General features: G+C 42.5%; 19 protein-coding genes and 1 tRNA gene. 7 read left to right on the plus strand and 13 right to left on the minus strand.

Going from position 1 to position 19298, the window contains the following annotated elements:
• Positions 1-150 precede the first annotated feature (150 nt).
• The gene (locus QXW63_03360; GenBank protein MEM3460932.1) at positions 151-1584 is read right to left on the minus strand and encodes a DUF1297 domain-containing protein; all 1434 of its coding nucleotides are present in this window, start codon (positions 1582-1584) and stop codon (positions 151-153) included.
• A 194-nt stretch (positions 1585-1778) separates the two neighbouring features.
• Between QXW63_03360 and QXW63_03365 the strand changes: the two genes are divergently transcribed.
• Complete coding sequence (locus QXW63_03365) at positions 1779-1964, plus strand: hypothetical protein (protein ID MEM3460933.1); 186 nt, start codon at positions 1779-1781, stop codon at positions 1962-1964.
• Here QXW63_03365 and QXW63_03370 read toward each other — a convergent pair.
• Positions 1941-2711, minus strand: coding sequence for an RIO1 family regulatory kinase/ATPase (locus QXW63_03370; protein ID MEM3460934.1), 771 nt, complete (start codon positions 2709-2711; stop codon positions 1941-1943). The two genes, QXW63_03365 and QXW63_03370, sit on opposite strands and share 24 nt — an antisense overlap.
• 81 nt (positions 2712-2792) lie before the next feature.
• Between QXW63_03370 and QXW63_03375 the strand changes: the two genes are divergently transcribed.
• Positions 2793-5003 carry an elongation factor EF-2 gene (locus tag QXW63_03375; protein MEM3460935.1) on the plus strand — a complete coding sequence of 737 codons (2211 nt, stop codon included), beginning with the start codon at positions 2793-2795 and terminating at the stop codon, positions 5001-5003.
• Positions 5004-5014: 11 nt separating this feature from the next.
• Complete coding sequence (locus tag QXW63_03380) at positions 5015-5923, plus strand: DNA glycosylase (protein ID MEM3460936.1); 909 nt, start codon at positions 5015-5017, stop codon at positions 5921-5923.
• Here the strand turns inward: QXW63_03380 and QXW63_03385 are convergent.
• Positions 5884-6243 carry a hypothetical protein gene (locus tag QXW63_03385; GenBank protein MEM3460937.1) on the minus strand — a complete coding sequence of 120 codons (360 nt, stop codon included), beginning with the start codon at positions 6241-6243 and terminating at the stop codon, positions 5884-5886. The two genes, QXW63_03380 and QXW63_03385, sit on opposite strands and share 40 nt — an antisense overlap.
• Positions 6244-6300: 57 nt before the next feature.
• Positions 6301-6582, minus strand: coding sequence for a thioredoxin family protein (locus QXW63_03390; GenBank protein MEM3460938.1), 282 nt, complete (start codon positions 6580-6582; stop codon positions 6301-6303).
• Between the two features lie 124 nt (positions 6583-6706).
• Here QXW63_03390 and QXW63_03395 point away from each other — a divergent pair.
• Positions 6707-6803: transfer RNA gene (locus tag QXW63_03395), tRNA-Ile, on the plus strand.
• Positions 6804-6838: 35 nt separating this feature from the next.
• On the opposite strand, the gene QXW63_03400 is transcribed toward QXW63_03395, so the two are convergent.
• The 6 genes from QXW63_03400 to QXW63_03425 form a co-directional block, all read right to left on the minus strand.
• Complete coding sequence (locus QXW63_03400) at positions 6839-7114, minus strand: hypothetical protein (protein ID MEM3460939.1); 276 nt, start codon at positions 7112-7114, stop codon at positions 6839-6841.
• 90 nt (positions 7115-7204) lie between these two features.
• Entirely contained in the window at positions 7205-7849 is a 645-nt protein-coding gene (locus QXW63_03405) for a helix-turn-helix domain-containing protein (protein MEM3460940.1), read from the minus strand.
• 141 nt (positions 7850-7990) lie between these two features.
• Positions 7991-8470 carry an NAD(P)H-dependent oxidoreductase gene (locus QXW63_03410; protein MEM3460941.1) on the minus strand — a complete coding sequence of 160 codons (480 nt, stop codon included), beginning with the start codon at positions 8468-8470 and terminating at the stop codon, positions 7991-7993.
• A 333-nt stretch (positions 8471-8803) separates the two neighbouring features.
• Positions 8804-9367, minus strand: a complete 564-nt coding sequence (locus QXW63_03415) for an isochorismatase family cysteine hydrolase (protein MEM3460942.1) — start codon at positions 9365-9367, stop codon at positions 8804-8806.
• Positions 9368-9419: 52 nt separating this feature from the next.
• Complete coding sequence (locus tag QXW63_03420) at positions 9420-10493, minus strand: Xaa-Pro peptidase family protein (protein MEM3460943.1); 1074 nt, start codon at positions 10491-10493, stop codon at positions 9420-9422.
• A 58-nt stretch (positions 10494-10551) separates the two neighbouring features.
• Complete coding sequence (locus tag QXW63_03425; GenBank protein ID MEM3460944.1) at positions 10552-10842, minus strand: MoaD/ThiS family protein; 291 nt, start codon at positions 10840-10842, stop codon at positions 10552-10554.
• Positions 10843-10962: 120 nt separating this feature from the next.
• On the opposite strand from QXW63_03425, the gene QXW63_03430 reads away from it, so the two are divergent.
• Positions 10963-11421 (plus strand): YkgJ family cysteine cluster protein, encoded by a 459-nt coding sequence (locus QXW63_03430; protein MEM3460945.1) that lies wholly within the window; start codon positions 10963-10965, stop codon positions 11419-11421.
• A 136-nt stretch (positions 11422-11557) separates the two neighbouring features.
• Complete coding sequence (locus tag QXW63_03435) at positions 11558-13237, plus strand: methylmalonyl-CoA mutase family protein (protein MEM3460946.1); 1680 nt, start codon at positions 11558-11560, stop codon at positions 13235-13237.
• Here the strand turns inward: QXW63_03435 and QXW63_03440 are convergent.
• Positions 13234-13788, minus strand: a complete 555-nt coding sequence (locus QXW63_03440; protein MEM3460947.1) for a biotin/lipoyl-containing protein — start codon at positions 13786-13788, stop codon at positions 13234-13236. The two genes, QXW63_03435 and QXW63_03440, sit on opposite strands and share 4 nt — an antisense overlap.
• A 2-nt stretch (positions 13789-13790) precedes the next feature.
• Entirely contained in the window at positions 13791-15335 is a 1545-nt protein-coding gene (locus QXW63_03445) for an oxaloacetate decarboxylase subunit alpha (protein MEM3460948.1), read from the minus strand.
• 160 nt (positions 15336-15495) lie between these two features.
• On the opposite strand from QXW63_03445, the gene QXW63_03450 reads away from it, so the two are divergent.
• The gene (locus QXW63_03450; protein ID MEM3460949.1) at positions 15496-17703 is read left to right on the plus strand and encodes a CHASE4 domain-containing protein; all 2208 of its coding nucleotides are present in this window, start codon (positions 15496-15498) and stop codon (positions 17701-17703) included.
• 7 nt (positions 17704-17710) lie between these two features.
• On the opposite strand, the gene QXW63_03455 is transcribed toward QXW63_03450, so the two are convergent.
• A complete protein-coding gene (locus QXW63_03455) occupies positions 17711-19279 on the minus strand; it encodes a carboxyl transferase domain-containing protein (protein ID MEM3460950.1) in 1569 nt (522 codons plus the stop codon).
• Positions 19280-19298: the final 19 nt, after the last annotated feature.

Genomic DNA, 19298 nt, shown 5'->3' on the forward strand with positions numbered 1-19298 from the left:
TGAGCATACTATTGAATAGTGAGATTCTTTGATTCTCTATGAAATACTTCGAAGAGTCTAACCTTTTGATTGAACCTATTTATAAGGGGGTCTAGCGTCTTCGAGAGGACTGTTCTAAAACTATGTAAAAAAGGATGGATATTATTTTGTTTATGTTACTAGTTCGTGCAGTTGCTTTGCTTTCAACGCTCGCCTAATCTCTAGCGCAATACGGTCTCCAGTGCTCATTCGCTTCTTATACTTCGCATTCGCATACTGTGCACCTAATCCCATGTGAACGTTTGTTCCGCCACCATGCCTTAACGCTACGTCCTGCGTCACTGGAATATGCATGTAAGGGTCTGCTTCGCCATGAATATCATACAATCCATAATCCGTCGCCTTCTTCGCTTCAGCACCAACAGTCACATCCAACTTCACACTCGGCTTAAGCTCATACTTGCTAACACGGTCCCAAGTAATCAAAGTCTGCAAACACCAAGCACCAATAATCCCCGGATACGCATGTTCCCTACAAGCAAGCAAAAAGCGGTCAGCGTACCTATGCAAATCCTTAAGCAAAGACTCCCTAAGACTAAGAATTGCATGCGCAGTAACCTCAAAAGACGGCACACGCTTAATCTTCTCCTGCACATCACTAGGCAAACGCTTCAAACCATCAAGGATCGTTTCACGTCGCTCATCAATAGACAAAAACTGGTTAGCCAAGCAAATTCGCGCTTCCTCAACGCTCACATTGTAAAGCTTAGAGAACCACTCTTCAGTGTCACCCCACTCACCCTTAGCATCCAAAGGCGAAAAGAAAAAGTTAAAATTCGCATGCGGACCAAGCACAATCTGCTCCACACGACCATTCTCCAAGGCTTCCCTATTCAAGTTTCCAGCAGCAACCTCCCTAGCGACTTTCTCTTCCAAATCACGTGAATCCGCAGCAAAAATAAACTCACGCTCAAAAGCCCTGTGCGCATGCTCAGCCTTCAAAATCATTGGTTCATCAATAGGCTCCTTAAAACGAATCCCACCTTCGTAAACTTCGTACTTGTAAGATTTCGGATAAGGAATCCCCGCTTGCTCCGCAAACCAATAGTAATCCTTCTCAATTTCGCCTCTATTCTCAATCTTCAACAACTGCCTAGAACCAAGAATCGGCACCGCATAATCATTCTCGATAACGCTGCAGTATTCGTCACCGCCAACGTAAACCGCAAAAGCCCTATTAGTAATCTGCAAACACTCCAAATCCACAAGCACATCCGCATACTTCACAATGTCCGAATACTTATCCAAAACCACAATGACACTTCGCCAATCACCAGTCTTCTTAATATCCTTAGGGTCATTAACAACACGAACGTCACGCTTCACAAGAACCGGCAAATCCTCAACAGGCTCATCAGGCTTGCCAACCATAGGATTCTGCAGATAAATCCTCGCTCTGCCAGGAGTCGTATAAATAATGCTTCTTATGCCATAGTTGCGTTGTCCCTGCCAAGCATCCAAAGCCGAATGCGAACCCAAATTTAATCCAATAGGCTCCTGATACCGTTTGGCTATTTCCTGCATTTCTTCTCTACTAATCACCATAGCTATTACACCATTTCCTGGTTAGAACTCTAAAATCCAACGCTTTAAACCTTTTTTACACTAAACAATCAAAACAGTGGAAAACCAAACCTACACATAGAATTTTCCTCCAGAACTCTCTTCTATCCTTTTTTTACATACCCAATTATAAAGGACAAAAAAGAGATTTTCTAATTGAAGGAGAGAAAGGAGAAATGGCAGAAGCTTGCGGTTGGGTATTCGTAGGTCACATTCCCTTGCTTTATGATAAAAGAAGAGTGGCAAGGCAGTATCAAGTGGAAATGTGGCTTGACCTTACACAGTTAGTCAAAGAATTAGGCATCGAAAAACTAAACGAAAACAACCATAACTCACATTCAAAAACGGATTATGTTGTGTAGAAGACCGCACGCCTCCAAAACCTTTTCAAAATTCTCATGTGCCCTATCACGTTTATAACATCTTAAAGCATCAACAATAGCCCCCTTATCCCTTACTCCAAGCTTCTTAACCACTAAACCAGCAACTTCACCACTAACAAAAAGAAACTGGCAAACCGCAGTCACATTCGACGGTCTACGACGCACACTAGCAGTTTCAAAATCAACAATAAACGGCTTACCATCTTCCCCAACAATCACATGCTTAGGCGCATGACTTAACTCTCCATGATCTAAACCGGCCACATCTAAACGCCAACACTGCTCCAAAATTTCACGCAAAACACGCTTCACACGCCTTTTGCTCTTACATTTCTTTAGCCATTCCGGAAACAATTCGCCATCAACAAACTGCATAACAAGAAAATTGGCGCTAACGCCCCAAAGCTTCGGTCCGACATCCACAGAATTCGCTTTCTCAAGCATTTCCGCTTCGCGTAGCATTCCCTCACGGTCAGCATCCACCCTTCGAATCTTCAAAGCCACCTTCTCTCCATTCACATAGGCTATTGTAACAATACCCACGCAACCCTTACCCAAAACAGACACGCCAAACACGTCTTTGTCCCCGCAAAACTCCACGGCAGTCACGCCTAATCTACCCAACTCTACTAAACGCTTCCTAACCTCCGCCTTACATGCTCGCGGATAACACAATATGGACGCGTAAGGCTCTTCGCTTAGCCGTTCAACAGTCACTCTCAACATTAAACCTCAAACAGCCACACTCTACATCTGCTGAAATAAACATAAAAGCATCGCAAAGTTAATAGAAAAAAGGAGCAAAAAATGCCAAGATTCAAGCAAACCGCCGAAATACTCAAACTAATGAATAAAAAAGAAAACATACGCAACATCGGCATAATCGCCCACATAGACCACGGAAAAACAACTCTGACAGACTCGCTACTGGCAGGAGCTGGACTATTACCGCCAAGCATAGCAGGCGAAGCCAAAGTTCTCGACTACTTAGAAGAAGAACAAAAACGCGGAATCACAATAAAAACCGCCAACATATCACTCCTACACGAAACAAAAGGAAACGCATACATCATCAACCTAATCGACACACCCGGACACGTAGACTTCACAGGCAAAGTAACACGAGCATTACGCGCAATAGACAGCGCAATCGTCGTCGTAGACGCAGTAGAAGAAATCATGGCTCAAACCGAAACAGTCACACGCCAAGCACTCGAAGAAAGAGTCAAACCAGTTCTTTTCATAAACAAAGTCGACAGGCTAATCAAAGAGTTAAAACTTGCTCCAGAAAAAATTCAGGAAAAATTCGCCCGCATAATCAGCAACTTCAACAATCTAATAGAAATTTACGCAGAACCAGAATTCAAGAAAAAGTGGAAAGTTAACCCTGCAAAAGAAACAGTTGCTTTTGGTTCCGCCCTTCACAAGTGGGGATTCACCCTAAACATAGCAAGACAAAAGGAAGTAAAATTCACAGACATAGTAAACGCATACGCCAACGATAACTACGAAATACTTTCACGGTTACTTCCACTTCACCACACACTACTTCACATGATAGTCGAAAAAACGCCAAACCCAACAGAAGCCCAAAAATACAGACTGCCAAAAATTTGGAAAGGCAAAATCAACTCGGAAATAGGACAAGCAATGCTGAAATGCGACGACAAAGGACCAACAGTAATGTGCATAACAAACGCTCAAATAGACCCAAAAACAGGGCTCGTCGCAACTGGCAGAGTATTTTCAGGCTCAGTTAAAGAAGGGGACCACGTTTATCTTGTTGGCGCAAAAAAAGACTACCACATCAAGCAAGTATTCATGTATATGGGTGCCTTCAGAGAAACTGTCAACCAAATTACTGCCGGCAATATAGCCGCTTTATCAAATCTTGAACTGGCAAGAGCCGGAGAAACACTCGTCGATATTGCACATAAGGATGTCATGGTTCCTTTTGAACGTGTAAAATACGTTTCAGAACCCGTCATGAGCATAGCTATAGAGCCAAAAAACCCTAAAGAATTGCCACACTTAGTGGAAGCAATGAACCGCCTTATCATAGAAGACCCAAACCTCGCCGCCACAATAGATAAAGAAACTGGACAATGCCTCCTCAGTGGAATGGGAGAACTCCATTTAGAAATTGCCTTGAAATTCTTAGAACAATACAGTGGAAAAATGGAGCTAACGGCTTCCAGTCCAATAGTGACCTATAGAGAAAGCATTTTGAAACTAAGCAAAACAGTTATGGCGAAAACTTCTAACATGCGCAATAAACTATTCGTGCAGGTAGCGCCTCTCGAAACCGAGCTTGTGGAATTGATGGAAAAGGGCGAGCTTGCAAACGGAATGGAACAGAAACGAATAGGCGATGTCGCTCAAAGAGTATTAAAGCAGTTTACTGAAGAAAATGCTAAAATTTTGGCTTTAAACGAACACGGAAACATACTCATAGATTTAACCAAAAACGTTCAAAGCATACAAGAAATAAAGGAAAACATCATCGCGGGATTTCACTGGGCATGCGACACTGGACCATTATGTGAAGAACCACTAAGAAACGTGAAAGTCACTCTTATAGAAACCCAAATTCACGAGGACCCAACACAACGTGAACCTACACAGATAATGCGAGCAATGAGCAGAGCAATTCTAGGTGCAGTTCTAACTGCTAAACCAGTGCTTCTCGAACCAATCTATAAAATTGAAGTATCTGTTCCAGTCGAATGGTTCGGCACCTGCACAAGCATAATAACACGAAAACGAGGAAAAATATTAGCTTCCGAAAACAAAGGCGCTTTGACAATTATTACCGGTTACATCCCAGTAGCCGAAACATTCGGCTTATCGGCAGAAATGCGCACAGCAACTTCTGGACGTGCCTTCTGGCAATGCACATTCTCTCACTGGGAACGAGTCCCAGAAAACATGGCAACGCAAATAATAAGGCAAATTCGAGAAAGAAGAGGGTTACCACTTGAAATTCCTAAACCAGAAAAATTTGTAGAGAAGGAATAAGTGAGAACTGCATGAAAATACTACTAAGTCGCTCATGCCCATTCAACCTTGACGTTACACTTTGTTGTGGTCAAGTTTTCAGATGGGATAAAATGGGCGAATGGTGGTTTGGCGTTACCGGAGAAAAAGTCTTTAAAATACGTCAGATCGGCGAGGAACTGGAATTTGAGAATGCAGATGAAGATTTTGTAAGAGAATATTTTGGGCTAAAAGATGATTTGCCAAAAATCCTTTCACAGATTAGCAAAGATAAGCATGTCAAAACTGCAATCGTGAAGTTTAAAGGTCTACGAATTCTCCGTCAAGACCCGTGGGAATGCTTGATTTCATACATTTGCGCGACATACAAGAACATTCCAGCCATAAAGAAAATGCTTCTTAATCTTTCAAGAAAATTCGGAGAAAAAGCAGTTTTTGAAGGACGTGATTTTTACACTTTTCCGACCCCAGAAACTCTTGCAAAGGCAAACAAGCGAGAATTGCTTGAATGTGGTTTAGGTTATAGAGCAGAGTATGTTTTGGAAACTGCAAAAATGGTGCATAATGGCAATTCCTGTCTTGAGGATTTGAAGAAGGCAAATTATTTGAAGGCACGCAGCGAATTGCTTAAGCTTCCTGGAGTCGGTTCGAAAGTTGCAGATTGCGTTTCGCTTTTTTCTCTCGAAAAATTGGAAGCCTTTCCAGTTGATGTGTGGATAAAACGTATAATCTTAAAGTATTACGCGGACCATTTTGAAAGCGAATTTACCAAGAAAATCTTAGCACATAAATCGTTTGGAAAAGCGGAATATGAGAAAATGAGTTTGTTTGGACGAAAGTATTTTGGCGAATATGCGGGCTATGCTCAAGAATACTTGTATCATTACGAAAGAATGCAGCATCAGATGATGTTGCTCTTTTTCAGTGTTTCGGCTGCTTGATTTCCGCTTGTTGTTGTAAGCGATATTGCCTCAGAAACAAGCTTCACCATATTAGCGTAATTGTGCTGTTTCGTTTGTTCAATAGCTTCTTCAAGCTTTACACTCACGTCTCGAAAACCTTGAACGCCCGAAGCGTTTGCGGCGATGTTAACTTCTTGAATGAGAGCATTAAAGTAAGCAACCAAGAGTTTTTCTGCACCAGCAATTTCTTCATCTTTCAAACTTTCTAAAATGCTCAGAAGACTGGAAGCAATGATTAGGTTTGATTTGATTTTTTCTGCATAATGAAAAACAATTATTGCATTTTTAATTTCTGACAAAGCTTTTCTCTCAAAAGTGCTATGTTTAACATCAAGGATAAGCTTTACGTGCCCAACCTACTCTTTGGACGCACGCACCTTCCATTTCTCCAGTCTTCTGCTAACTTCCTCCTCAAGCTTTTCCTTAGAAATAAACCGCCCACGCACAATCACTTCCTCATCAATAGCAATACTCGGAGTACTCCTAATATCATAAGCCAACCCCTCCTTCGCCCCCTCTTCAGTCGCCATATTAACCTCTTTAAAAACTATCCCAAACTTCTGCGCCACTTCAAAAGCAAACGTCTTAGCCAAAGGGCAAGTTGGACAAGTGGGCAACGTGAAAACCTTCAATTCCATAAGGCTTCTCCCCAAAATCTATCTTAACAGCAGATAACCCTTTTTAAATCTTTCACGAACGCCTATAAGCAGAAAACGTTTAAATTAACTCTGAAACAGCATATTAAATGCTAACGAACAACACGGGCCCGTAGCTCAGCTAGGTTAGAGCGACAGGCTCATAAATACACAGCAGCTGAGAAACCTGTTGGTCAGGCGTTCAAATCGCCTCGGGCCCACCATTGCATGAAAAAAAGAGAAAAAAGAGAGGTTATTTTTAGTTGATTAAGCGTTTTCTTTGTCTTTCCAGCATTGTGGTTCCTTCAGCTTTTGTGATTTCCATTTGAGTTAAGTAAGCGTCATTAATCTTGTAATAATCGAAGCGTTTTGAGGTTGAATTTGCTACGCGTTTTTCATGAGTGATTTGCAAAATTATGTAATTTTTTCCCATTTCTAACATTTGGTACAGTTTTCCTTTAATTGTGCTAATTTTTCCTAAATCTAACTGTTTCATCTTGTTTCCCGTGATAGATATGGCTGGACGGGCAAGCATAAGTCTTCTACCGTCATGTGACTACCAGAAATAGAGCAATAGCAACGCGAATTCAATAAGAAAAACAGAGAAAACAAGAAGCTGTTTTGTCTAAGCTACAATTTTGAGGCTTTTTCTCTTTTCTTCTGGCGCCTGCTTGTAGAGCATAATATAAGGAATCAAAGACGCAATAAGCTTGTTTTCAGCCTTTTTCAAATGCTCCTGAAACGTCGTTCGCGGAACTTTCTTTTTCACAGCAATTGTTGAAACGTCAGCTTTTCTCGGCAATTTATAATAACCATAATTATAAGCCGCAAGCAACGCATTCATTTGTTTCTCTGTTAAATCAGAAAACAAAGAATCAGCCGTAAGCGCTAAAGAACTGGCAATAAACCCGTCAAAAGGAACTTTACGCAAGACGTCAAAAACGAAGCCTTTTTCTTCGATGCTTCTGAAAAACTTTTCCAAATCTTTATGTCTGAAAGCTATTACGCGGTAGTATTCCCAGCCTCCTTCGTAAACAATTGGATATACATGCAAAAGCGCGCATTCATCAATGAATTTGCTTGCAGGGTTCTCGATAGTAGAACAAGCGCATGTCTTCATGACTATATGCACTTTATGCTGGTCGGATGATTCTTCAACTATTTTGCTGATTTTAGAAAGTTCTTGCACTACGGCTGAGTATTCCTCGGGCTTTTCTGCAATCATTTCTATCACGTCGTATTCGTTATTGCACCAAAAGAACATTTTCATTGATGGAAATTTCTTGGAAATATTGCAGAATGGGCAATCGTGCGTTATTTTAAATACTACCTCAAAGAGTGGCATGATTAAAAAAATGGTACTCTGCCTATTTATTGGTTAAGCCGTCACATGACGGGAAAGCTTTAAAGTTTATTTTGCAAGTTTTATAGCAAGATTCGCAACTCGTCTCCCAAGCTCCTTACACGAGCCAAGATCTCTCTCACGCGGAAAACCCACCGCCGCAGCCCCATAATGTTTATCGTTTGCACGCCCTTGAACAATCATGCCATGCACAAGCATAACCTGCAATATGGATAGTATGGTGGTTTCTGCGCCTGTTGCTGTTCCACCCGAGCTTGTGAAGGCTGCGCCAACCTTTCCCTCAAGTTTCCCATGAACTTTAACAGACTCGTCAAACAAAGCCTTGAGCTTGGCAGACATTAACCCATAATACGTTGGCGACCCCATAACTATTCCATCAGCACCGAGCAAATCTTCAACTGTTGCTTTGTCAGCTTTCTTCACATTCACAGCCACGCCTTTAATCTCCCTTGCGCCATCAGCCACAGCAAACGCCATCTTCTCTGTATTGCCACTCTTAGAATCGTAAACAACCAAAATCTTCACCATTTCAAACACGCTCTCGACCACCAATTGGAATGACCATTCATTTTAAACCTTTCCGGTGCACTCGCATGTCCTCAAATGAGCACTAGAAGATTGTTCCACAAGGTATAAGTGTCTAAAAATGTATTAAATTGGACGTGAGGAGAACGGTAGACAACTTATAAGGGGAGAAAGGAGAGGGGATAAAATTATTTTCTACCATTCTCCTCACACAATCTTCAATATGCATGCATAGGTTGCTTTTAAATTTTTCTTTGCATCTCGAATTTAACCTAGAAAAATAGCCTTTTTCCCGGTTTTTAGCCCATTATTTGCTTGATTTTCTTCAGAGAAAAATTAGGATTTGCCAAATTCCTTTACTATTTGGTCCACGGTCATTATTTTTGCGTTGTAAACGTATTCCAGATATTTCAATCCTTGTTCATGATCTTCCTGCGTGAAGGCTTCTACGCCATCTTTGGCAATTATTATTTTGTATCCTCGGAAGAAAGCATCCGCAGCAGTATGCCTAACGCATATGTTTGTGTGTAATCCGCCCAAAACGACTGCCTTAGCACCTTCTCCTTTGTATAGACTTCTCAATAACGGTTCTAAGCCGGTTTCGTAGAAGCCGCTGTAAGTACGCTTCTCAACAACGTAATCTTTCGCCGTAGGCTTAAGCTCAGGGATTACCTCCGCCCCTTTTGTGCCCTTTATAGCGTGCTTTCCCCATTTTTCAACAACCTCAACATCTTGCGGATAGTGCGCATCGTTGCTGTAGATGACGGGAACGCCATGTTTGCGTGCAGCTTCAATTAGTCTTTTTAGGTTTGGAATTATGGACTTGGCTCTTTCGCATTTTAAATCGCCAGTTACAAAGTCGTTGAGCATGTCAATTATTATGACTGCCATGTTTTTCATGGTTGACGTCTCCTCATGTAGTAATTAATGACATATGGCATATTTAAATTGTTTACTTCGCAACCTCCAAACTGTACAACCCATCGGTGAATTTTTCACCTTTACGTTTCTGCACCAAAACAGTGTCCTCTATGCGGAAACCGCCAAAACCAGCAAGGTAAATGCCAGGTTCATTCGTAACAACATTGCCAACAACAAGCTTATCCTTACTTTCTGGACCCAATACAGGCGGTTCATGAACTTCCAATCCTACGCCATGGCCTAAACCGTGAACGAAGTATTCGCCGTAGCCAGCATCTGTTATCACTTTTCTGGCTGCTGCGTCAACTTCTTTTGCTTTTGCTTTGGGTTTTATGGCTTGATAGGCTTTCTCTTGAGCCAGTCTCACAATTTCGTAGATTTTCTTTTGCTTTTCTGACGGTGTTCCCGCCGTAAAGGTTCTTGTCATATCTGAACGGTAGAAGTGATATGTGGCGCCTATGTCAACAACCACCAAGTCGCCTTTTCTGATTTCTCTGTCAGTGCAGCCGCCATGAGGAAAAGCAGAGCGAACACCAGAAGCCACGATGGTGTCGAAGGCTGTGCCCCAGCAACCGCACTTTCGCATTGCATACTCGATTTCTGCGGCAACCTCATACTCTTTCACTCCAGGTCTTATTGTTTCATGGGCAACTTTCATTCCTTGAGTTGTGAGTTCTCCGGCTTTTCGCATTAGTTCAAGCTCTTTTTCGTCTTTCACTTTGCGAAGTTCCCAAACCAGCTTGCCTTGAATTTTCAGTTTTGCTTTGCCTCTCATGGCTTTTGCAAAAAGGCGATAACTATCATAACTAAGTGTGTCTACTGCGAGTTTTTTGATTTTGCATTCCTTCATTTGTATGCCTAGTTTTTCAGGCAATTTTTCGCCACGTTTTACAAGTTCGACTTTGAAGTCTTTTCCCTCAGCTTTTGCCTGTTCGTAGTTAACGCCGTAAACGTAAATTGTATTTTCGCCTTTTTTAGGAATTAATAAGCAAGCGGCACCTGGAAAACCCGTGAGATATATGAGGTTGGTTTCGTTTGTGACTAGAAATCCGTCGAACCCTTTCTTTTCAAAGGCTATTTGCTTTAAAGCGTTTATTCTTTTCAAGATTTTTCACCCGTGAAAGAAACTCTTATTGTTGCTTTTAACCTAAAACGTTTTTGTTTCAGCCGCCACTCACGATTGGCAATAGGATAACGTGGTCTCCATGTTTGAGTTTGGTTTTTACGCCGTCTAACTGGTTCAGCAGGTAACCGTTCACGGTGATGATGTAGTTTGCCTTCACGTCGGCGCCTTTCGGTTCATAAACAGCCTTTCGGAAGGGTTCACCATACTTTTCAGAAAGCAGTTCGAGCAGGTCTGCGATTGAGGCGTCTTTTTGAATTTCAACCTCTTCTTCTCGCATACTGCGAATTATGTTTTTTATGTGACCAAGATATTCGACTTTGATTTTCAACGATGAACTTCCTCGGGCATCTGTAATATTTATGATTTGGAGTGATTATATATTCATTTCAGTCGGTCCTAAAGTTTTATTTACTTTTGAGTGGGGCAAGTTATCTGAGCGTATAGCCTATTGAGCTTTGAATATCCTAAGCGTGTCCGTTTTGTTTGTGAACGCTGCGCAATTTGCTGTGGCGACACTGAAGAGAGGGTTAGGCAAGTTCTTCTTTTGAAAATTGAAGCCGAACGTATATCGCGGGACATTTCGAAGAACATTGGTGGTTTTGCTGAGAAAATTGAGGGATCAGAACCTTATGCATATCGTATGAAAAAGACCGAAGAAGGAAAATGTGTATTCTTGAAAGATAATCTATGCATGATTTATGAAGTGAGACCGCTAATCTGCAGGTTCTATCCTTTCCAACTTGAAAATATGGGAGACAACAAATTCGCATTCACATACACAAGCGAATGCCCCGGAATTGGAAAAGGCCCAAGCCTAAAGAGAAACTTTTTTGAAATGCTGTTCAAAGAATCAGCAAAAATCATAAGAGAAGACGCAAAAAAATGTTCTCGAATCAACGAGTACTGATTATGAAATTATCTAGTTAGTTGATAAGAAAAATTGGAAAATTGGACATATTTGTTTTTCATCGGGCAAAAGTAATTCTGCTAATAATTCTTTTATGTTTCAGCCAACAGTCTAGTTTCAAGGTGGTGCACTAGAAATGTTTGATAGGCACAAGTTGGAGGAAATCCGCAAGCTAAAGGAGAAGTGGGAGAAGGATGCTGTTGCTAAGAGTTTTGAGAAGCTCCCTGAAAAAGGAGAATTCGCAACCACCTCCGACATTCCAGTTAATAGAGTTTACACTCCAATTGATATCGCAGAACATGATTATCTGCGGGACTTGGGGTTTCCAGGCGAGTTTCCGTTTACTCGTGGCGTTTATCCAACCATGTATCGTGCTAGATTGTGGACCATGCGCCAATATGCAGGTTTCGGTACAGCAGAACAAACGAACAAGCGCTTCAAATATTTGCTGGAGCAAGGACAGAAAGGTTTGAGTGTCGCTTTTGATTTTCCAACACAAGTTGGTTATGATTGTGACCATCCTATGGCGCGTGGTGAAGTGGGCAAGGCTGGCGTAAGCGTCAGCACTTTGCGAGATATGGAAATCGTCTTTGAAGGAATCCCTTTGGATAAGATTACGACTTCTATGACGATAAATGCGCCTACAAACGTTTTGCTTGCAATGTATATTGCCGTTGCGCAAAAACAGGGCGTTGACCAATCTAAACTTGGCGGAACAGTTCAAAACGACGTTTTAAAGGAATACGTTGCCAGAGGCATGTACATTTTTCCGCCGAAGCCTTCAATGCGCATGGTTACGGATATTTTTGAATACTGTTCTCAGCGCATGCCGCAATGGAACACGATAAGCATAAGTGGCTATCATATTCGCGAAGCAGGCGCGACAGCGGTTCAGGAAATTGCCTTCACATTTGCAAATGCAATCGCCTATGTGGAAGCGGCAATCAATCGTGGTTTAGACCTTGATAAGTTCGCTGGCAGATTATCCTTCTTCTTTGCTGCGCACAATAACTTTTTTGAGGAAGTAGCCAAGTTCCGCGCAGCCCGCAGACTTTGGGCAAAAATTATGCGTGAACGTTTCGGGGCGAAAAATCCGTCTTCGTGGATGTTGCGTTTTCACACGCAAACTTCAGGTGTTTTGCTTACTGCTCAGCAGCCATATAACAACATTGTTAGAACGACGCTTCATGCTTTAGCTGCTGTTTTGGGTGGAACTCAATCGTTGCATACGAATTCGTTTGATGAAGCTTACGCGTTGCCTAGTGACCAAGCGGTGTTGGTTGCGCTTAGGACGCAGCAGATTATTGCGTATGAAAGTGGTGTGGTGGATACCGTTGACCCGTTGGCTGGTTCGTATTACGTTGAGTATTTAACGAATGAAATTGAGGAGAAAGCCCAGAAATACATTGAGCAAATTGACGGCATGGGCGGTGCTGTAGCTGCGATTGAGAAGGGCTTCATGCAACGTGAAATCACGGAAAGCGCTTATCGCTATCAGAAGGAAGTCGAGAGCAAGAAACGAATTGTTGTAGGAGTGAACGAGTTCATAACGAAGGAAGAGATTCCGATAAAAATTATGCAAATTGACCCGAAAATTGAGAAAACCTTGATTGCCAGGCTGCAACGGATAAAAAAAGAGAGAAATAACGCGAAAGTGAGTGAAGTTTTAAGCAAATTGCGTAAAGCTGCTGAAAACGAGAAGGTGAATCTCATGCCTTTCGTTCTTAACGCAGTGAAAGAATATGCAACATTAGGTGAGATTTGCGGGGTTCTGCGTGAAGTTTTTGGCGAATACAAACCTTCGACAATTTTCTAGCCGATAATGAAAAGGATTTCGCCTTCACTTACTGAAGAACCTTCGGAAACGTTAGCTTCCTGAATTACTCCATTTTTTGGCGCGGTTATTTCGTTTTCCATTTTCATGGCTTCGATGACGCAGAGCACTTGACCAGCTTTTACTTGGTCGCCTTTCTTAACTTTGACTGCGATTACTTTGCCCGTCATTGGCGCAGCTACGGCACCTTCAATGGCTTGTCTTTGTGTTATTGTTCGTTTTGTAGGTTGAAGCAGTACTGGCTGAAAGGCGGTCAGCATTGGTTTAGCTGAGGGCGTTTTTATTTCTGCTTTGAATGTTGCCTCTTCAACTTTCACTTGAAAAGGTTTTTCGCGGTCGATTGTTGGCAATTCTATCTTGTATATTTTGTCGTTTATTTTTATGCTGAACTGCTTTTCTAACGTGGATATATCGGTTTGTAATTCCACATTTAATGGTTTGTCATCGATTTTTACAGTGAAGGATTTTTCGCTTGTTTTTGTGACTTCGATTTTTCTGGGTTTGCCATCTATGCAAATTTCGTATGTTGGCATCGTTATGCACCGTATTCTGTTAGGCTTTGTCTGCCAGCCAAAATCCAATTTGATGTGGCAGTTTTGGTTCTGACTGGAATTAAGGCTTTTGTTCCACGTGAGCTTGTTAGGCATGTTGCGACTGCAACAGAAACGGCAGCAATTTTTTCTAGTTCTTCAAGTTTTTCGGGGGGGATTCCAGTTTTGGTTTCTTCGCGTTTGACTTTTCTTTTCTTGAAGAATTCTAGGGCTTGCTGTGGGAAAAGGGCGTATGTGATTTTGTCTTCTTCGCTCTCAATGTAGGGTTTCACGTCTTCTGGGATTTTGTTTAAGGCGGGTTCGAGAAGGTCTGCTGGGCGAGTTGTTATGGGTTCTTCATCGCCTATTATTTTCTTTTTCACTTTTGGGTCGATTGGAGCTGGCGGTTTTCCGTATAAGCCTTTAACGTAATCTTTAATTTCCTTGGGCACTATGCTATAGCGTTTGCCAGAAATGACGTTGAGAACTGCTTGGATGCCGACAAGCTGGCTTGTAGGCGTGACGAGCGGTGGATAACCGAGTTCTTTTCTCACTTTTGGGACTTCTTCGAGAACTTCTTTTAGGCGGTGTTCGGCTTTCTGTTCTTTTAACTGTTCGAGGAGGTTGCTAAACATTCCGCCGGGGATTTGGTGAACTATTATTGAGGCGTCTACGTGTTCGGATTTTGGGTCTATTAGTTTTAGTGGGTCGTAGTATTTTTCGCGGAGTTCTCTGAAGTAGTCTGCAATTTCGCTTAGGAGTTCGAGGTTTAGTCCCGTGTCGTAGGGTGTTCCTTTCAGTGCAGCTACAACTGATTCTACGGGAGGCTGTGATGTGCCCCATGCTAACGGCGAAAAAGCAGTGTCAAGAATATCTACGTCTGCTTCGCAAGCGCGGAAGTAGGTCATCATTACCATGCCGCTTGTGCTGTGCGAATGCAAGTGTACTGGTAAGCCTACTTCTTTTTTTAGGGCGGTTATTAGTTCGTAGGCTGGTTGCGGTGCGAGCATGCCTGCCATGTCTTTTATGCAGATGCTGTCGCAGTTTAGTTGTGCTAGTTTTTTGGCGAAGTCTACGTAGTATTTTATTGTGTGGATTGGGCTGATGGTGTAGCAGATTGTGCCTTGGGCGTGTTTGCCGCATTTTTTGACGGTTTTGATTGCGACTTCCATGTTGCGAATGTCGTTTAAGGCGTCGAAGACGCGGAATATGTCTATGCCGTTTTCTGCGGCTTTTTCTATGAATTTTATGAGCACGTCGTCTGGGTAGTTGCGGTATCCGACGATGTTTTGACCGCGCAGTAGCATTTGGAAAGGTGTCTTTTTTATGTGGCGTTTTAGTTGGCGGATGCGTTCCCATGGGTCCTCTGCGAGAAAGCGAATTGCGACGTCGAAGGTTGCGCCTCCCCACATTTCCAGTGAGAAGAAGCCCACTTGGTCGATTTTTTCTGCGATTGGCAGCATTGTTTCTGTACGCATTCTTGTTGCCATTAGGGATTGGTGTGCATCGCGGAATGTTGTGTCAGTGAGCTTGACTGGTTTGCTTGGCAAAGTTACTAGCCCCCCTTATTTATAGGTTGAATGGGAGAGTAGAAAGGGTTATTGAAGCGGTATTAAATTGTTTAGGTTGGTTTTGTTGAAGCGTATTATTATTTTGTGGTAAGTATTCAGTCTGCATAAGTGTTTAATTTTTTTAGTGTGATGTAGGTTTATGAAACTTCGGTTAAAATCGGTCATTGTAGTATGCGTGACAGTGTTTATGCTTCTAGCTATTTTTTCGTCTATAGCCTATGTTGTGGTGTTGTCTAGTTTCAGCGAGTTAGAAAAAGAGCACGTAACTGAAAACGTTCAACGTGCCAAAAACGTGCTTGAGGGAATGATTTCAGATTTAGACTTATTCTTACTGGATTGGAGTTGTTGGGACGACACTTACTATTTTGTTATGGACAATAACACAGAATACATTGAGGCTAATCTTCTCGATTTAACTTTCATCAACGCAGAGCTTAACGCCATAATTTTCGTAAATTCTTCAGGGCAAATCGTGTTTAGTAAAGCTTTTGACTTGAATGAACAGGCTGCCATTCCAATTTCTCAGAGTCTTCTTTCAAACATTGAAGACAGCGACCTTTTATGGAACCACTCGGAGACCACAAGCCATGTCAGCGGTTTGTTACTTCTTCAAGAAGGACCAATGTTGATTGCTTCAAGACCGATTACTATGTCAAGTGGCGAAGGACCCATTGCTGGAGCTCTTCTGATGGGACGTAACTTGGATGATGCTAAAATTCAAGAATTGATCGAAAAAGCGGCTCTGACGCTTAGCATACAAAGATTAGATGATTCGCAATTGCAATCAGATTTTCAGACGATGTTTTTGGATTCAACAGATAGTGAGCAAATCTCGGTTATGCCGCAGAATTCTGACATAGTTTTAGGCTATACATTTCTAAGTGATATTTATGGAAACCCCATTTTAGTTCTTCAAGTTGACATGCCTAGAAACATCTACAAGCAAGGTCTGGCCAGCCTATACTACATTATCTACTCGATAGTTGTTGGCGGTCTCGTCTTCCTCGGCGTGTTTCTCATACTCTTAGAGAAGCTTATTCTAGCGCGAATAGAAAAAATAAGCAACACAACTAAAGAAATTAGAAAAACCCACAATCTCTCATTAAGAGTGCCAGAAATCGGAAGCGACGAACTTTCTGATTTTTCACGAGAATTCAACAAAATGTTGTCAACCGTTGACACACTTGAACACAAATTGCGCAATTACTCCGAGCATTTGGAAGAACTGGTTGAACAAAGGACGGAAGAGTTGAAGAAAAACCAGGAAAAACTGAAAAGCATTCTTTCTGCTTCTCCAGACGCCATCACAGCTACCGACTTAAACGGGATCATCACCGAATGTAATGAGCAGACATTAAGAATGCATGAATACGCGTCAAAAGGCGAATTAATTGGAAAAAACGCCTTTGTTCTTATCGCACCAAACGATCATAAAAAAGCTGAAGAAAAAATAAAAGAAACCTTAGAAAAGGGATACGTGAAAAACGTTGAATACACCTTTCTTACAAAAAATGGGCGAGAATTTCCCGCAGAGCTTTCTGCAAGTGTTATTAGAAACCAAAATGGCAAACCAGTAGGGTTCGTTGCCATAACAAAAGATATTAGTGAACGCAAACAGTTGGAGCAGCAACTTTTCAAGGCACAGAAACTGGCCGCAATAGGAGAATTGGCGGGAATGGTGGGACATGATTTACGTAACCCGCTGACGGGAATCCAAGGCGCAGTATATTACCTCAAAACTAAACACTACAACAAACTAGACAACAAAGCTAAAGAAATGATTACTATCATCCAAGATGCTATAAACCGGTCTAACAAGATAATCAACGACCTTTTGGAATACGCTAAGGAAATACACTTGGATGTAAACAGCACTAACCTTGACGTTTTAATAAAGGAAAGCTTATCTTCCATAGAGATTCCGGATTCAATAGAAGTTGAATGTCAAGATTGCAAGGCTATAGAATTGCGTGTTGATGCAGCAAAAATGCAGAGAGTTCTCATAAACATCATCAAAAACGCAATTGAAGCTATGCCTAACGGCGGCAAACTTTCTATTCGCTGCTCATGCCTAGAAGATTATGTCTCAATAAGTGTGTCTGACACGGGCGTTGGCATTCCAAAAGAAAATCTTGAGAAAATTTGGGCACCTCTGTTTACGACCAAAGCAAAGGGCATGGGATTTGGTTTGCCAATTTGTAAAAGAATAGTAGAAGCACATGGAGGCATAATAGCCGTAGAGAGCACGGTTGGCAAGGGCACAACTTTCACCATAACGATTCCACAAAAAATTGAGAGACAAGAAATCGTGTATGCTGACACGCCGAATAACACGGTGCAAGCCTAAGCCAAGTTTAGAGCGGCACGTTTCCATGCTTTCTTGAAGGCCTCGGCTCGCGTTTCGTGGCTAGACTTTCGAGTGCGCTGATTAGTTTTGGTCTGGTTTCTGCTGGCTCGATGACCTCGTCTATGTAACCTTTCTGCGCGGCAATGTAGGGACTTGCGAATTTTTGGCGATATTCACTAACAAGTTCCATACGCTTCTTTTCCGGATCTTTAGCTTCAGCAATTTCTTTTCGAAAGATTATGTTTATCGCACCGTGCGGTCCCATGACTGCGATTTCTGCTGTTGGCCACGCGTAGTTTATGTCTGCGCCGCTATGTTTTGAGCCCATGACGTCGTAGGCTCCACCGTAAGATTTGCGCAGTATAGTCGTGATTTTTGGAACTGTTGCTTCGCAGTAAGCGTATAATAGCTTTGAACCGTGTTTTATTATTCCGCCGTGCTCCTGTTCTATGCCTGGTAAGAAGCCTGGCACGTCGACGAAAGTGATTATTGGAATGTTGAAGCAATCGCAGAAGCGTATGAAGCGTCCGGCTTTCATGCTGCTGTTTATGTCTAAAGCCCCAGCGTAATGCATGGGCTGGTTGGCAACAATGCCTACTGTTTTGCCATTCAAACGCGCAAAGCCGATCACAATGTTTTGCGCCCAGAGAGGTTGAATTTCGAAGAATTCGCCGTTGTCCACTACGCGGGTTATTACTTCTTTTACATCGTAGGGTTTGTCTGGGTCGTCTGGAAGAATTTTCGCTAAGCCTTCATCTGTGCGGTTTGGGTCGTCTGTGGGCTCAACAACGGGCGGGTCTTCTAGATAATTGCTTGGCAAATAGCTCAGAAGCTTCTTTATGATTTGGATGCACTGCTCCTCGTTTTGGGCTATAAAATGTGCGACACCGCTCGTTGCGCTGTGCACCATCGCTCCGCCAAGGTCTTCAAATGTGACTTCTTGTCCAAGCGCAGCTTTAACCACGTCTGGACCAGTGATGAACATGTGCGATGTTTTGTCCACCATGATTATGAAATCTGTTAGGGCTGGCGAGTAAACGGCTCCGCCTGCGCACGGACCCATAATGGCGCTTATCTGTGGAATTACGCCAGAGCTTATTACGTTGCGGAAGAATATGTCGCCGTAACCAGCGAGACTTGCAACGCCTTCTTGAATGCGTGCTCCGCCGCTGTCGTTTAAGCCTATAACTGGCGCGCCCGTTTTCAATGCCAAATCCATTAGCTTGCAGACTTTCTTAGCGAACATCTCGCCCAATGAACCGCCGAAAACCGTGAAATCTTGACTGAAAACGTAAACGAGCCTGCCGTCTATTGTGCCGTAGCCCGTTACTACACCATCGCCCAGAAACTTTTTTTCAGCCATGCCGAATTCCGTACATTGGTGAACCACGAAACGGTCGAGCTCGTTGAAACTTCCCGGGTCAAGCAGTAGCTCAATGCGTTCGCGAGCGGTTAACTTGCCTTTTGCGTGTTGCTCTTCAATTCGCTTTTGTCCGCCGCCAAGCTTGGCTTGTTCGTTTAATTCGCGTAAACGCTTAATCTTCTCATCAACACTAGGCTCCTTAATGCTTGACATTATGAGATACCTCAAATTG

Source organism: Candidatus Bathyarchaeia archaeon, from assembly GCA_038873195.1.
GTDB lineage: Archaea > Thermoproteota > Bathyarchaeia > Bathyarchaeales > Bathycorpusculaceae > DSLH01.